Genomic DNA, 13720 nt, shown 5'->3' with positions numbered 1-13720 from the left:
GTCTTTTCCTTACGTGGCAATGGTCAGGCGCGGTGCGGCGTCGATCAGGGTTCTGGCGGTCGAGGATTGCGGCGCCGAGACGATATTTCCCGTCCTGCCGATTTCAACGATCCGCCCCGCTTCCATGATGGCGACGCGGTGGCAGACGGCCCGGATGACCGCGAGATCATGAGAAACGAAAATACAGGAAACGGCCGTCTCCCGCTGTATTTCCACCAGCAGTTCGAGGATTTGTCGGCGAACCGAAACATCGAGCGCGGATACGGCTTCGTCCAGAATGAGAAGCGACGGTTTGAGCGCAATGGCGCGTGCAATCGCGACACGCTGCCTTTGACCGCCGGAAAGCTCGAAGACCGAGCGGCCGGCATAGCTGGCGGGCAGGCCCACGCGCTCGAGAAGGCGGCGTATTTCCGCCGCACGCTCGCGTCTTTTGACCATGCGATGGATGCGCAACGGTTCGCCGATGGCATCCTCGACGCTGGCGCGTGGATTGAACGCGCCATGCGTATCCTGAAACACCATCTGCATATGCCGGCGGGCGGCGCGAAGTTTGCCGTCGTCAAGCGCCAGCCAGTCACGGCCTTTGAAATGGATCGTGCCTTCGTCGGCCGGGATCAGTCGCATCAGAATGCGCGCCAGCGTCGATTTCCCGCAGCCGGAGGGACCGGCAAGCCCCAGGGTCTCGCCGGGCTGAAGCGAAAAGGAGATGTCGGAAAGCGCCGCCACCGTTCTTGCGCCGGTGCGATAGGTTTTCGACAGTCCGTCGACACTCAGAAGGGCTTCGTTCATGACGCGGCCTCGCCGATGAGCGGCGGAGTGGAGAGATCGAGATAATCGGCAAGCAGCGCACGCGTATAGTTATGGGCGGGTGCGGAAAGCACCCGCCGCGTCGGGCCGTGTTCCACCAGCAGCCCCGCGCGCAGAACCGCGATCTCGTCGGCAAGGCTGGAGGCAAGGCCGATATCATGGGTGATGAACACCAGCGTTTTGTTTTCCTGCCGTACCAGATCGTCCAGCAGCGTGGCGATGGCGGCCTGACTGACCGTATCGAGCGCGCTCGTGGCCTCGTCGGCAATCAGGATCGAAGGACTGGCGGCAATGACGGCGGCAATCGCCACGCGCTGCCTCTGGCCGCCGGAAAGCTGGTGCGGATAGGCGGTGAGCAGATGGGAAGGATGGGGCAGCCGCACCCGGTCCAGAAGATCGCGGGCAAGATCGCGCGCTTGCCTCCATGACAGGCCGAGATGCCGCACGGCGCCTTCCGCCACCTGTTCTCCGATGGTGAGAACCGGGTTGAGTGTCGCGCCGGTATCCTGAAAGATCGTGCCGATATCGCGCCCCGGCTGCGGCCTGCCGTGAAAGAGGCCGCTATCGCGGCTCCAGGAAATATCGCCGGAAACCCGTGCATTGCCGGGAAGAAGCCCGGCTATGGCTCTGCCAAGCGTGGATTTTCCCGAACCGCTTTCGCCGATGATCGCCAGCCTCTGCCCCTGCCGAATCGTCAGCGAAACATTCTGCAAGGCCGGTGCATCGCCTGCCGCATAAAAAACGCTGAGATCGTCGATCCGGCACAGCGCATTTCCGCTCATGGCGCTTGCCTCCTCGTCGCCATCGCCCTGTTGATGCCTTCGCCGAGAAGATAAACGCCGAGAACCGTGACCAGAAGGCCGATGCCGGGGATGACGGACAAAAACGCGGCCGAGCGCAGGACGTTGCGTCCTTCGGCGATCATCGAACCCCAGGTGACGATATTGGGATCGCCGAGCCCGAGGAAGGACAGTGCCGCTTCGGTGAGAATGGCGGCCGCGACGATGATGGCGGCGAGCGCCATGACCGGCGGCAGGGCATTCGGTAAAATCTGCCGGAAGGCGATTTCCAGCGGATGCATGCCGATGGCGCGGGCGGATTGCACGTAGTCGCGCTCGCGGATGCTCAACACCTGCGCCCGCATCAGCCGCGCGGGATCCGCCCATGCGCCGAGCGCAATGGCGAGAATGACGATGGGCATGGAAGGGCCGATGGTGCTGACGAAGGCGAGCGCGAGCAGGAAATTCGGCACAATCTGGAAAGCGTCGGTGACGCGCATCAATGCTTCATCCACGAGACCGCCCGCAAAACCGGCGATGGTGCCGATGACGGTGCCGATCACCAGCGCGGCGGCGGCGGCGCCCATGCCGACGAGCAGGGAGGCCTGCGCGCCATGGGCAAGCTCGGCCAGCACGTTGCGGCCGAGCCGGTCGGTGCCCAGCGGCAGGGCGGCATCCGTAAAGGGTGCGATCAGCGGCTCGCCGACAATGGCCAGCGGGTCGCCCGGAAAGAGGAGGGAGGCGGCAAGCGCCGCCACGGCAAGCAGCACCAGAATGATGGTGCCCGTGGCGCCTTCGAAACTGCGCAGCAGCCGGAGAGCGAAACTCATGCCTGTCGCTCCCCGCTGCCGATGCGCGGATCGAGAACGGCATAGACAATATCGACGGCGAGATTGACGAGGATGACGAAGACGGCGCTTGTCAGAATAATGCCCATCAAAAGCGGCGTGTCGCGACCGCTGACCGCCTCCTGCGCCAGCCGGCCGAAACCGGGAATCGCGAAGACGCTTTCGATCACCACGCTGCCGCCCAACATGGTCGCAGCCTGCAGGCCAAGCACGGTGATAAGCGGAAGAGCGGCATTGCGCGCGACATGGCGCAGCACGATCCGCCGTTTGGAAAGCCCCTTGGATTGAGCAAAAAGCACGAAATCCAGCGGCCAGACCGCCGCCATGGCAGTGCGCATGACGCGCAGGAAAAGCGCGAGATAAATGAGGCCGAGACTGGCGACCGGCAGCACGAGATGGCGGGCAATATCGAGCGCCCTTGCAAATCCCTGCTTGCCCGAGGCGATGGTTTCGATGCCTGAGGTGGGCAGCCATTTGAGTTGAACGGCAAAGACGATTGCGAGCACGAGGCCGAGCCAGAAGCCGGGCGTGGCGTAAAGCGCCAGCGAAAGCGTTGAAAGCACGCGGTCCGCCAGCCCACCGGGACGCGCACCGGCCACGATGCCAAGCCCGGTGCCGAGGATAAAGGCGAATGCGGTGGCGCTGCCCATCAGGAGAAGCGTGTTCGGCAGCCGCTCGAGGATCAGCCCCAGCACCGGCCGGTCGAAGGCAAGCGACCAGCCGAGATCGAGCCGCAGCACCGAGCTGGCATAGAGCCAGAAACGGGCCAGCACCGAACCGTTCAGGCCGTATTGCTCGCGCAACACATCCCTGAGCCCGGCATCGCCGCCGCCGATGGAGACGAGATAGGCGTCCACCGCGTCTCCGGATGCATTTTCAAGCAGTACGAAAGTGAAGATGAGAACGATCAGCAGCACCGGAATGGCGCTGACTGCCCTTCGCTTCAGCAATGTTACTGCACGCTTCACGATGCGTCCTTACGTATCGACCGCCGTATCCGCCCAGTTGGAAACGGCCCAGCGGGGATTGCTGGCGACATGTTTGACGGTATCGCGCGCTACCGTGATGAAGCCCCATTCGGCAACGTTGATCAGCGGCAAATCGGCGGCGACCCGCTTCTGGAAATCCTTGTAAAGCGCCGTGCGTGCGGCGGTATCGACCGTTATCGCCGCCTTGTCGATCAATTCGTCCAGCGTCTTGTTCTCGTAACCGCCCTGGTTGGAGAAGCCGACGCCCGCCGGGATGCCGGAACGCACGAGAATGGTGGTGGAAATTGCCGGGTCGCCGCGGAAGACCGGCGGCGCGATGGCGAGATCGAAGGCATGATCGGTGTAGACCGCCTTCTGGTGAGCGGCTGAATCATTGTTGACCAACTCGGCATCGATGCCGATTTCCTGCAACGCCTGACGAAGATAGGAGCCGAACTGCCTGGTTTCGTTGAAATAGGGCGCCGGCAGAAGTTTCAGCGAGAAACGTGTTCCGTTCGGGCCGCGCGAATAACCCGCCTCGTCCAGCAGGGCATTGGCCTTGGCCACATTGAAATCATAGGTCTCGACATCGTCGGTGTAGAATTCAGGGGCGTTCTTCGGCACCGGTCCTGTGGATGCCGTGGCGTAACCGAGGAAGACCTTGTCGATGACGAATTTTTTGTCGATGGCGTGGGCGATGGCCTTTCTGACCTTGAGATCGGCCAGTTCCTTGCGGCGATGGTTGATTTCGACCACCAGCTGATAGGTAAGCGCCTCGTAGCCATCGGCAATGACCTTGATGCCCGCCACCTTTGAGATGCGGTCGAGATCGGCCAGAGGTACGGCGGAGAAGGCGGCGAGCTGGATTTCCTCTGCTTCGAGCGCGGAGGCCGCACCGGCCCGGTCCGGCAGGACGCGGTAGATGATCTCTTCGAGCTGCGGTTCGTCCTTGCCCCAGTAATTGGGATTGCGGGTCAGGCGATAATATTCGCCGGGCTTGTATTCGGCAAAGACGAAAGGCCCGGTGCCGACCGGCTTGGTATTGGCCGGGTTGGTGACGATATCGGTGCCTTCATAAAGATGTTTCGGCACGACGCTGGTAACGACCGGCAGCGCGTTGCGGATGAGCTGGAAGGGCGTGGGCTTGGAGAAGCGGAAGATCGCCGTGTGTTCATCCGGCGTATCCACCTTCTCGAGATTGGCGAAGACCAGCCGTCCGAGATTCTGCAACGGCTTCCAGATGGAGAGCGCCGAAAAGGCCACATCCGCCGAGGTAAACGGCTTGCCGTCGTGCCAGGAGACGCCTTCGCGCAGCTTGAAAGTGGCGCTGAGCCCGTCATCCGATCCCTGCCATTCGGTCGCAAGCCGCGGCGTGAGCCCGTCCTTGCCATCGAATGAGGCTTCGGCCAGCGGCTCGACGATCTTGCTGGCGATATAAAACACGCCGTTTGAGGCGACGATCGCCGGGTTGAGGTTCTTCGGCTCCGAATCGGCCGCGACGATCAGCCTTCCGCCGGGTGCCGCCTGCTGCGCGGCGGCGATGCCCGCCAAACCCGTGGTTGCGGCAAGAAGGAGTGACGTCTTGAGAAGCGAGCGGCGGGACAGGTGGACAGGCGACATGATTCACTCCGGAAATGAGGGCTGGGCGGGCCTTTCCACTTGGTCCGCGGCGGCCGATCTTAAGACTGCAACCTCGGCAGTGTCCACGTTAATTCGCGGGCTTTACAGCAATGATTTTACGTTGCGTGGGCCTTTGCGGAAACAATATGCTTTCCGGCGGCAATGCGCTTTTCTCCTGCTGCGGCCCTGCCGGCGGCGATGTTCCGGAAAATTGATTTAACGCAATGAAATTAGGTGGTTGGGACGCCGGTGCTTCGGCCGTGTGTGCCCCGTTGCGCCTGTGGGCGGAGCGAAAATCTGCCGCGGCGGCCCCGTTTGGAAAGGGGTAATTAACCTTTATTTTCTATTTCAGGGAGACCGAAATATGTACGTTTATGATGAGTGTGCACGCTGCCATGAGTTTCTCCCGATCCAGATTCCAGAATTCGTCCAATAGCGTAGGGGAGGGGAGCGAGAAGGCTCGTCATGCCGGCGGCCAGTCGGTTGCCGGTCAGCAGACGGCGGGAATGAAGGCGGGCGCGGCACCCCGGCCGAATGCCGATGTCAGCGCAGCCGACGCCATCGAAGGCCGCGCCGAGATGCCCGGCTGGCAGAATGCTTTCGTGCTTGGCCCGAATGTGCGTTTCACCCGTACGCCGGAAAGCGCCTTTACCCGGCGTATGCCGGTCGAGACACCCAATATTCCGGAAGAAGAAATCCCGGCTGCCGCTCCACTTGAAACGGTGGAGCAGGAAGCGTTGGCGCAGCAGCAGGCTGTGCAGGAGGAGGTTGCTCCTGTCTCCCAACCCGTCGTGAAGCCGGCGGAGCAGCGCGTGCCGCCGCCGCGCATGCCGTTTCTGCCGCAGCCGCCGGAGGCCCGGGGAGCCAGAGCGCTGACTTACAAATTGCGGCTGGAGCTTGCCCGCAAGCAGGCGGAAGAGGCGGCAGCCGCTGCGCAAATGCCGGTTCAGGAGGGTATCTCCGTAGCCGTGGAAGCGCCTGTGCCGCAGGTATCCCCGTCGGTTCACCCGCAATCCGTCGAGGCCGCTCAGGCCGTCATTCCTGCTTTCGCCGCCCATCTGCCGGATGAGCTTTTCTGGGAAGTGATGACGCTCGATCTGCCGGGCGGCGCCAGTGAGGGCGTTTCTGCGTCCACGCGCGCCGTTCTTGCAAATTCGGTCGTCACGGCGCCAGCGATAGTCGCGCCGGTCGCCGTCGTGTCGCCGGCAGCCGCTGCGATCGTGCTTTCGTCGGAACCTCCTGTCGTCACCGTGCCGGGCGGTTCCGCAATCCGGCTTTACCGCGAGATCGGCGTGCGTCAGTCCGTCGTTCCTGCCGCCCTTCCGGTCGCTGAACAGGAAGTCGCGCCGCCGCCCGTCGCGGAAGCGCCGATGGTTGTCGAGACGCCGAGACCTGTGGAGCAGGTTCAGCCGGTTGAGAGAATTGCGGCCGAGCCGCGCTTCACGCCGCGCGCGCCCATCCAGGCCTCGCAGCCGATGTTCCGCGAAGCGCCTGTCTTCGCCGAGGGGGAATATGAATACCCTTCCATCGATCTTCTGCAGGAGGCCCGCGTCCAGCAGACCACGACCATGACGCCGGAAGCGCTGGAGCAGAGCGCCGGGCTTCTCGAAAGCGTGCTGGAGGATTTCGGCATCAAGGGCGAGATCATCGACGTTCGTCCGGGCCCCGTCGTCACGCTGTATGAGTTCGAACCGGCTCCCGGCGTCAAGTCCTCGCGCGTCATCGGTCTCTCGGACGATATCGCCCGCTCCATGTCGGCGCTCTCGGCACGCGTCGCCGTCGTGCCCGGCCGCAATGTCATCGGCATCGAACTGCCGAACCCGGTGCGCGAGACGGTTTATCTGCGGGAACTGATTGAAGCGACAGACTACGCCGAGACCCGCCAGAAGCTTGCGCTTTGCCTCGGGAAGACCATCGGCGGCGAGCCTGTCATCGCCGAACTGGCGAAGATGCCGCATCTGCTGGTCGCCGGCACCACCGGTTCCGGCAAGTCGGTCGCCATCAACACCATGATCCTGTCGCTGCTCTATCGCCTGAAGCCGGAAGAGTGCCGTCTCATCATGGTCGATCCCAAGATGCTCGAGCTTTCCGTTTATGACGGTATTCCGCATCTGTTGACGCCTGTAGTCACTGATCCGAAAAAGGCGGTCATGGCGCTGAAATGGGCCGTGCGCGAAATGGAAGACCGTTATCGCAAGATGTCGCGTCTCGGCGTGCGCAATATCGACGGCTACAATGCAAGGGCCGCTGCCGCCCGCGCCAAGGGCGAGACGGTGTTCTGCAACGTGCAGAGCGGCTTTGACCGCGCCACCGGCGAGGCGGTCTACGAGCAGGAGGAAATGGACCTCACGGCTATGCCTTATATCGTCGTCATCGTCGACGAAATGGCCGATCTGATGATGGTCGCGGGCAAGGAAATCGAAGGCGCGATCCAGCGTCTGGCGCAGATGGCGCGTGCCGCCGGCATCCATCTCATCATGGCAACCCAGCGCCCGTCGGTCGATGTCATCACCGGTACGATCAAGGCGAACTTCCCGACCCGCATCTCCTTCCAGGTGACCTCGAAGATCGACAGCCGCACCATCCTTGGCGAACAGGGCGCGGAACATCTGCTCGGCCAGGGCGATATGCTGCATATGATGGGCGGCGGCCGCATCGCCCGTGTCCACGGTCCCTTCGTTTCGGATGAGGAAGTGGAAAAGGTGGTCGCGCATCTGAAGACGCAGGGACGCCCGGAATATCTCGGCACCGTTACCGAAGACGCCGACGAAACCGACGAAGAGGTGGAAGAGGAAGCCGCTGTTTTCGACAAGACCGCCATGGGTGAGGACGATAGCGACGATCTCTATGAAAAGGCCGTCAAGGTGGTGATGCGCGACAAGAAGTGCTCTACTTCCTATATTCAGCGCCGCCTGTCCGTCGGTTATAACCGTGCCGCTTCGCTGGTCGAGCGAATGGAACAGGAAGGCATTGTCGGGCCTGCCAACCATGTCGGCAAACGCGCGATCATCGCCGGCGAACGCTCTTCTTACGATGCCATGGGAGCGGAAGACTGATTGAGCCTTCGGGCGCGCGATATTCGATTGCAAAAACGCGCCCCGTGAATAGCTTGTGCGGCATGGATTCTGGAATTGGGAGGATTCCCTCATGGCGCACAGCAATGAAAAAGCCACCGTTCTGGCGAGTCTGGATGAGCTGGAGCGGTTTTGCCGCACCGTTTTCCTGGCCGCCGGCACCGATGACGAAACGGCCGATGCGGCGACGCGCGCCATGATGCACGGCACAAGGCTCGGTGTAGACAGCCACGGCGTCCGCCTGCTTGCCCATTATATTACCGCGCTCGAAGGCGGGCGTCTCAATCGGCGGCCGCAGATTCGCCGCGTTTCGGGCTTCGGCGCGGTGGAGACAATCGACGCCGACCACGCCCATGGCGCCCGCGCCACCTATGCGGCGATGGACAGCGCCATGGCGCTCGCGGAAAAATTCGGCATTGGCGCGGTGGCGATCCGCAACTCATCGCATTTCGGCCCGGCCGGCGCTTATGCGCTGGAAGCGGCGCGACAGGGCTATATCGGCCTCACCTTCTGCAACTCCGACAGTTTCGTTCGCCTGCACGATGGCGCAATGCGTTTCCACGGCACCAATCCCATCGCCATCGGTGTGCCGGCAGCGGATGACATGCCCTGGCTGCTGGATATGGCCACCAGCGCGGTGCCCTATAACCGTGTCCTGCTTTACCGGAGCCTTGGCCAGCAATTGCCGCAAGGTGTCGCTTCGGATGGTGATGGTGTCGATACCCGCGATCCCCATGCCGTTGAAATGCTTGCCCCGGTCGGCGGCGAGTTCGGTTTCAAGGGTGCGGCACTTGCGGGAATGGTCGAGATTTTCAGCGCTGTTCTCACAGGCATGAAACTCAGCTTCGATATCGCTCCCATGGGCGGGCCGGATTTTTCCACGCCGCGCGGGCTTGGGGCCTTCGTTCTGGCGCTGAAGCCGGAAGCCTTCCTGGAGCGCGAGGTGTTCGACGAGGGCATGAAACGTTATCTCGAAGTCCTGCGCGGATCCCCCGTGCGGGAAGACTGCAAGGTCATGGCGCCGGGTGACCGGGAGTGGGCGGTGGCGGCAAGGCGGGAGAGGGAAGGGGCTCCTGTCGATCCCGTCACGCGGGCGGCCTTCTCGGAGCTTGCCGCAAAATTCTCGCTCAACCCGCCCGCTTATCATTAAAGCGGCCCGCAGCTGACGGCGGCGTTCCGCCGTCATACAGGATTAGGCGGGGCGTAGCAGCATATTCGGGCGCGGATAGGGCGCTGCCGCCGCGCCCAGCCTTTCGGCGCCGATGGGGCGACCGATATAATAACCCTGCGCGTAGTCGATCTCCATCTGACGCACGAGCCTCAACTGTTCCTCGGTCTCTACGCCTTCGATCAGGATCTTGTGGCCGCGATTGCGGATGAGGCGGATCATGTCCTGCAGCATCGCCCGGCCACGCGGGGTCTTGCTGTCGTGCAGGAAGGAGCGGTCGATCTTGACGGTATCGAAATCCGTCATGCGCAGCCACGAAAGGCCGGCAAAACCCGTTCCGAAATCATCCAGCCAGATATTGATGCCGAGCGTTTTCAGGTCGTTGAGACAACGCAGCACGTCCGAATGCATTTCCATGTCGACGCCTTCGGTGATTTCGAAGGCAAGTCTGTTGCCGGCAATTCCCGCCTCCACGAGAATGGCGGCCACCGAGGTGGCGAAGCCCGGATTTTTCAATTGCATCGGCGATACGTTGACACTGACGACGGCCACCTTGTCATCGGCCAGTATCTGCTTGCAGACGGTCTTGATGGTCCACAGGCCCAGTTCCATGATCGTGCCGGTGCGTTCGGCAATCGGAATGAAAATACCGGGTGCGACTGGATTGCCATCCAGCAGGCGAAGCCGCATCAGCGCTTCGACCCCTGCGGTCTCATTGGTCGAAATGTTGAGAATAGGCTGATAGACGAGGGAAACGAGATCTTCCGCGACGGCGATTTTCAGCAGGGCGGCAATATTCTCCGTCTCGTCGCTGGTTTGCGGGTCGTCCGGATCGAACAGCTTCATGCAGTTGCGGCCATTGCCCTTGGCGATATAGAGCGCGCGGTCGGCCTCGTTGATGATCTTTTCCAGCTTGCCGTCCGCATTGGGACGGGTGAAGGACGCACCGATGCTGACGGTGACGATGAAGGTGCCATCCCGGCGCTGGTCATGCGCAAGCGACAGTTCTTCAACGGTGTGGCGGATCGTCTCGGCAAGCTCACCCACCTGCTGCTTGGACTTGAACGGCGCCAGCACGATGAATTCCTCGCCGCCATACCGGCCGATGGAGGCGCCGTGTTCGGTGATCGCATCCTGCAGGGCGGTGCCCACCGTCACCAGGCATTTGTCGCCTTCCTGGTGGCCGTAACGGTCGTTGTATTTCTTGAAGAAGTCGACATCGATCAGGAAAACGGCAAAGCCCTCTTCCTTCCTGATCCAGTTGTCCCACAGCAGGCGCAGATGGTGGTCGATGGCGCGGCGGTTCTGCAGGCCGGTCAGGGAGTCGGTATTGGAAAGCCGCAGCAGCGCCTGGCCACGTTCGTCGGCCGCCTTCTGCTGGGCCTTCGCCTCCAGCCCGTTGACGAAGACGTGGTAGCGCTCCCGGTTCAGGTTCCAGTTCACGTAAGAAGTGAAGACGAAACAGGATATGTAGAAGGTGCCGAAGGCGAACTTGTAGAAGCTGTCTTCGGGAAACTGTGTTGCCGCCAGAAAATAGGTAACGAGAATGATGCCTGAAGACACCAGCGACAGATGGAAGCGGAAGGTGAAAAACAGATTGGCGCCCATCATGAAGATCGCCCCGAAAACCATGTAATAGGACATGTTTTCGGTATTGTCGGTCAACAGCGACGGCAGCAGCCAGCCGATATAGCCCATGACGAGAGCGGTGGCGCAGGTGAGATCGAGCGCCGTGGTGCTGGCGCCCTTGCTTAGCTGAATCTCCAGCGTCAGCAGGGATGACAGGACAACAATCAGACGTGCGATAATGGTGTAAAAAGCGACGTCGGGTATCAGAATGATGTCGGTTACGGCAAACAGCAGATAGATGAAGACAGCGGTCCACAGGCCCCGCCGGATCGAACCGCGGCGGCTGCGCTCACCTTCCTGCTGGTAAAGGGCAAGGAGTTCATCAGAAAACCGGGAGTCCGGCCGCCGATAGTCTTGCTGTCCACTCACCTCTCCCAATGTGTGCTTCATGCACTTTCCCATAGTGTTGCGTATACTTTATTAAGTAACTGCTTATTCCACTTTTCCGTGTGCTGTCGCACCCAGTGCGGGTTCCCGTCGATCTCTGCCGATGCGTGCGGAGAACATGGAAAGGAAGAACGCATCATACGTTCGCAACATTAAGTTTCACTAAATCGCGTATCTGCTTTCTCCCGTCCTCACGAGTGTGACCAAAAAAATACGCTAATCTACTAATGTATCCCTACACCGCTCAAAAATCGAAAGCGAGTGGCCTTCCGCCTCCCAGAAACGTATAGTTAACAATGCGTTAATACTGGAGGCTGAAGTGGTGCGGGTAAAGAAGAAAAATCTTGATGGGGCAAGTCTGATTACCCCGGATACTGTCGCAAAAGAGATTTTTGCACGCAGAACGGAAACATTCGATGAGCAGTTCGCAGTTGCGAAAGCAGAGATTGCGCTCATTCTCGAATTGGCACAGCAGCAATTCGACAGTCGTGTTTCAGCACGTGAGATAATACATAGAACGGCGGGTGCACTGCATGCCCTGCGGGAGAAGCTCCACTCCAGCGTGTGGGCTGAACTGATTCCGCTGGTGCAGAATCACCCCGTTTCGGTCCATTTTCTGGAGGACCCGTTCACGCGCTGGTCTTTCGAAAAGCCGCGGGGTTATTCGGGCGATGCGCAGCTGCTCGATTTCATTTATGGCCACGACAGCGTTGCCGAACTGGTAAATAATGCCACGCCGCTCGGTGCGGCCCTTTACGACTACACCAGGGATGCCAGTTCCTCGGTCGCCGTGCGCGAGCGGCGCGATTTGCTGACGCGGTTCGTCGATGAGGCCGCGGCCCGGCATGGCAATGAGACGGAAATCCTCACCATCGCTTCCGGCCATCTGCGCGAGGCGGATGCCTCCGTGGCGTTGAAAGAGGGCAAAATCAAGCGCTGGGTGGCGCTCGATCAGGACCCCTTGAGCGTCGGTTCCGTCGCCCGCGATTTCAACGGCAGCTGCATCGAGGCGATCGACGGTTCCGTGCGCGATATCGTCCTGCGCACGCAGGAACTCGGCACTTTCGACCTGATCTACGCGGCCGGTCTCTACGATTATCTGAACGACCGCGTGGCGATCAAACTCACGCGGCGCTGCATGGAAATGCTGAAACCCGGCGGCATGTTCCTCTTCGCCAATTTCTCGGAGGACATCGTCGTCGACGGTTACATGGAAACCTTCATGAACTGGGCGCTGCTGTTGCGCTCCAAGGCGGATATGTGGCGGATCGTCAATGCCAGCGCCGATCCCGCAGGCATCGAGGCGGATGTGTTCTTCGGTGAGAACCACAATATCGTCTATGCCACGATGCGTAAGAAGGCGTGACATCCTTCGGGCCAGTCTCTGCTTGCCAATAACCATTTGATTAAACGCCGGCGCGGGCCTAAGAATCCGCGCCGAATGCGTTGCAGAATGGAATGGCTGAAATGAAGAGATATTATTCGGATATGGGCGGTCTGCCGGGACAGACGGAACTTCTGTCGAGCAAGGCGGTGTTCAAGACCGCCTATGCGGTCATCCCCAAAACCGTCATGTCCGATATCGTAACCAGCGTGCTGCCGCACTGGACCGGCACCCGGGCTTGGATTATCGCCCGGCCGATGACGGGTTTTTCCGAAACCTTCGCGCAATATATCGTCGAGGTGCAGCCGGGCGGCGGCAGTGAGCGGCCGGAACCGGACGCACGGGCCGAAGCGGCGATCTTCGTCGTTGACGGCGAAATGACCGTGGAATTCGAGGGCGTGCAGCATGCGTTGCGGGAGGGCTCCTTCGCCTTCCTGCCGGCCGGCTCCCGCTGGCAGCTTCGCAATTCGGGCAAGGCGCCGGTCAAGTTCCACTGGGTCCGCAAAGCGTTTCAGGCGGTTGACGGGCTGGAGCCACCGCCGGCGATCTTCACGCATGAGGATGAGCACGCTTTGTCGGCCATGCCGGATACGGACGGCAAATGGGCGACGACCCGCTTCATCGATCCGGAAGACGTGCGTTACGACATGCATCTCAACATCGTCACCTTCGAGCCGGGCGCGACCATTCCCTTCATGGAAACCCATGTGATGGAACATGGCCTTTATGTGCTGGAAGGCAAGGCCGTCTACCGGCTGAACGAGGACTGGGTGGAAGTGCAGGCGGGTGACTTCATGTGGCTGCGCGCCTATTGCCCGCAGGCCTGCTATGCGGGTGGACCGGGCCGCTTCCGTTACCTGCTCTACAAGGATGTGAACCGGCACGTGAAGCTCTGGTAACGGGCATCATATCCGCAAAACCCATGAATTATCGCGCAATCCGGCGGTTTGCGCGATAAATGCTTGCGTTAAATCGAATATCACTAATAAATCCGGTTATGCGGGCGGCTATCGCCGTTCCGCACCGTTTCGGCATTCGCCTGCTATCCTTGAGAAG

10 protein-coding genes are annotated in these 13720 nt (G+C 61.1%); 4 read left to right on the top strand and 6 right to left on the bottom strand.

What is annotated here, in order from left to right:
- Nucleotides 1–9: 9 nt before the first annotated feature.
- The 5 genes from CFBP4996_RS15540 to CFBP4996_RS15520 are packed head-to-tail and all read right to left on the bottom strand — an operon-like array spanning nucleotide 10 to nucleotide 5022.
- Complete coding sequence (locus CFBP4996_RS15540) at nucleotides 10–789, bottom strand: ABC transporter ATP-binding protein (protein ID WP_080854628.1); 780 nt, start codon at nucleotides 787–789, stop codon at nucleotides 10–12.
- Nucleotides 786–1589: an ABC transporter ATP-binding protein gene (locus tag CFBP4996_RS15535; protein ID WP_080854629.1), complete on the bottom strand. Its 804-nt coding sequence runs from the start codon at nucleotides 1587–1589 to the stop codon at nucleotides 786–788. Before CFBP4996_RS15535 ends, CFBP4996_RS15540 begins: the two co-directional genes overlap by 4 nt.
- Complete coding sequence (locus CFBP4996_RS15530; protein WP_080854630.1) at nucleotides 1586–2416, bottom strand: ABC transporter permease; 831 nt, start codon at nucleotides 2414–2416, stop codon at nucleotides 1586–1588. The genes CFBP4996_RS15535 and CFBP4996_RS15530 overlap by 4 nt, the downstream gene beginning before the upstream one ends.
- Nucleotides 2413–3402, bottom strand: a complete 990-nt coding sequence (locus CFBP4996_RS15525; RefSeq protein ID WP_080854631.1) for an ABC transporter permease — start codon at nucleotides 3400–3402, stop codon at nucleotides 2413–2415. Before CFBP4996_RS15525 ends, CFBP4996_RS15530 begins: the two co-directional genes overlap by 4 nt.
- Nucleotides 3403–3411: 9 nt before the next feature.
- Nucleotides 3412–5022: an ABC transporter substrate-binding protein gene (locus CFBP4996_RS15520; protein WP_080854632.1), complete on the bottom strand. Its 1611-nt coding sequence runs from the start codon at nucleotides 5020–5022 to the stop codon at nucleotides 3412–3414.
- A 374-nt stretch (nucleotides 5023–5396) separates the two neighbouring features.
- On the opposite strand from CFBP4996_RS15520, the gene CFBP4996_RS15515 reads away from it, so the two are divergent.
- Both CFBP4996_RS15515 and CFBP4996_RS15510 read left to right on the top strand, forming a co-directional pair.
- On the top strand, nucleotides 5397–8078 hold the full coding sequence (locus CFBP4996_RS15515) for a DNA translocase FtsK (RefSeq protein ID WP_080854633.1): 2682 nt from the start codon (nucleotides 5397–5399) through the stop codon (nucleotides 8076–8078).
- 91 nt (nucleotides 8079–8169) lie between these two features.
- A complete protein-coding gene (locus CFBP4996_RS15510; RefSeq protein WP_162936105.1) occupies nucleotides 8170–9246 on the top strand; it encodes an Ldh family oxidoreductase in 1077 nt (358 codons plus the stop codon).
- Between the two features lie 42 nt (nucleotides 9247–9288).
- On the opposite strand, the gene CFBP4996_RS15505 is transcribed toward CFBP4996_RS15510, so the two are convergent.
- A complete protein-coding gene (locus CFBP4996_RS15505; protein WP_080854634.1) occupies nucleotides 9289–11283 on the bottom strand; it encodes a putative bifunctional diguanylate cyclase/phosphodiesterase in 1995 nt (664 codons plus the stop codon).
- Between the two features lie 316 nt (nucleotides 11284–11599).
- On the opposite strand from CFBP4996_RS15505, the gene CFBP4996_RS15500 reads away from it, so the two are divergent.
- Together CFBP4996_RS15500 and CFBP4996_RS15495 are read left to right on the top strand one after the other, a co-directional pair.
- Complete coding sequence (locus CFBP4996_RS15500; RefSeq protein WP_162936106.1) at nucleotides 11600–12646, top strand: class I SAM-dependent methyltransferase; 1047 nt, start codon at nucleotides 11600–11602, stop codon at nucleotides 12644–12646.
- 92 nt (nucleotides 12647–12738) lie between these two features.
- A complete protein-coding gene (locus tag CFBP4996_RS15495; protein ID WP_080854635.1) occupies nucleotides 12739–13563 on the top strand; it encodes a bifunctional allantoicase/(S)-ureidoglycine aminohydrolase in 825 nt (274 codons plus the stop codon).
- The last annotated feature ends 157 nt before the right edge of the window (nucleotides 13564–13720 follow it).

Source organism: Agrobacterium leguminum, assembly GCF_005144435.2.
Lineage (GTDB): Bacteria > Pseudomonadota > Alphaproteobacteria > Rhizobiales > Rhizobiaceae > Agrobacterium > Agrobacterium leguminum.
Note: the sequence above shows the minus strand (reverse complement) of the source record. Positions and strands in the feature narration are given on the sequence as shown.

Excerpts from the sequence above, each read along its gene's own strand:
- CFBP4996_RS15540 (WP_080854628.1), bottom strand. The coding sequence starts at position 789 with ATGAACGAAGCCCTTCTGAGTGTCGACGGACTGTCGAAAACCTATCGC.
- CFBP4996_RS15535 (WP_080854629.1), bottom strand. The coding sequence starts at position 1,589 with ATGAGCGGAAATGCGCTGTGCCGGATCGACGATCTCAGCGTTTTTTAT.
- CFBP4996_RS15530 (WP_080854630.1), bottom strand. The coding sequence starts at position 2,416 with ATGAGTTTCGCTCTCCGGCTGCTGCGCAGTTTCGAAGGCGCCACGGGC.
- CFBP4996_RS15520 (WP_080854632.1), bottom strand. The coding sequence starts at position 5,022 with ATGTCGCCTGTCCACCTGTCCCGCCGCTCGCTTCTCAAGACGTCACTC.
- CFBP4996_RS15515 (WP_080854633.1), top strand. The coding sequence starts at position 5,397 with ATGATGAGTGTGCACGCTGCCATGAGTTTCTCCCGATCCAGATTCCAG.
- CFBP4996_RS15510 (WP_162936105.1), top strand. The coding sequence starts at position 8,170 with ATGGCGCACAGCAATGAAAAAGCCACCGTTCTGGCGAGTCTGGATGAG.
- CFBP4996_RS15505 (WP_080854634.1), bottom strand. The coding sequence starts at position 11,283 with ATGAAGCACACATTGGGAGAGGTGAGTGGACAGCAAGACTATCGGCGG.
- CFBP4996_RS15495 (WP_080854635.1), top strand. The coding sequence starts at position 12,739 with ATGGCTGAAATGAAGAGATATTATTCGGATATGGGCGGTCTGCCGGGA.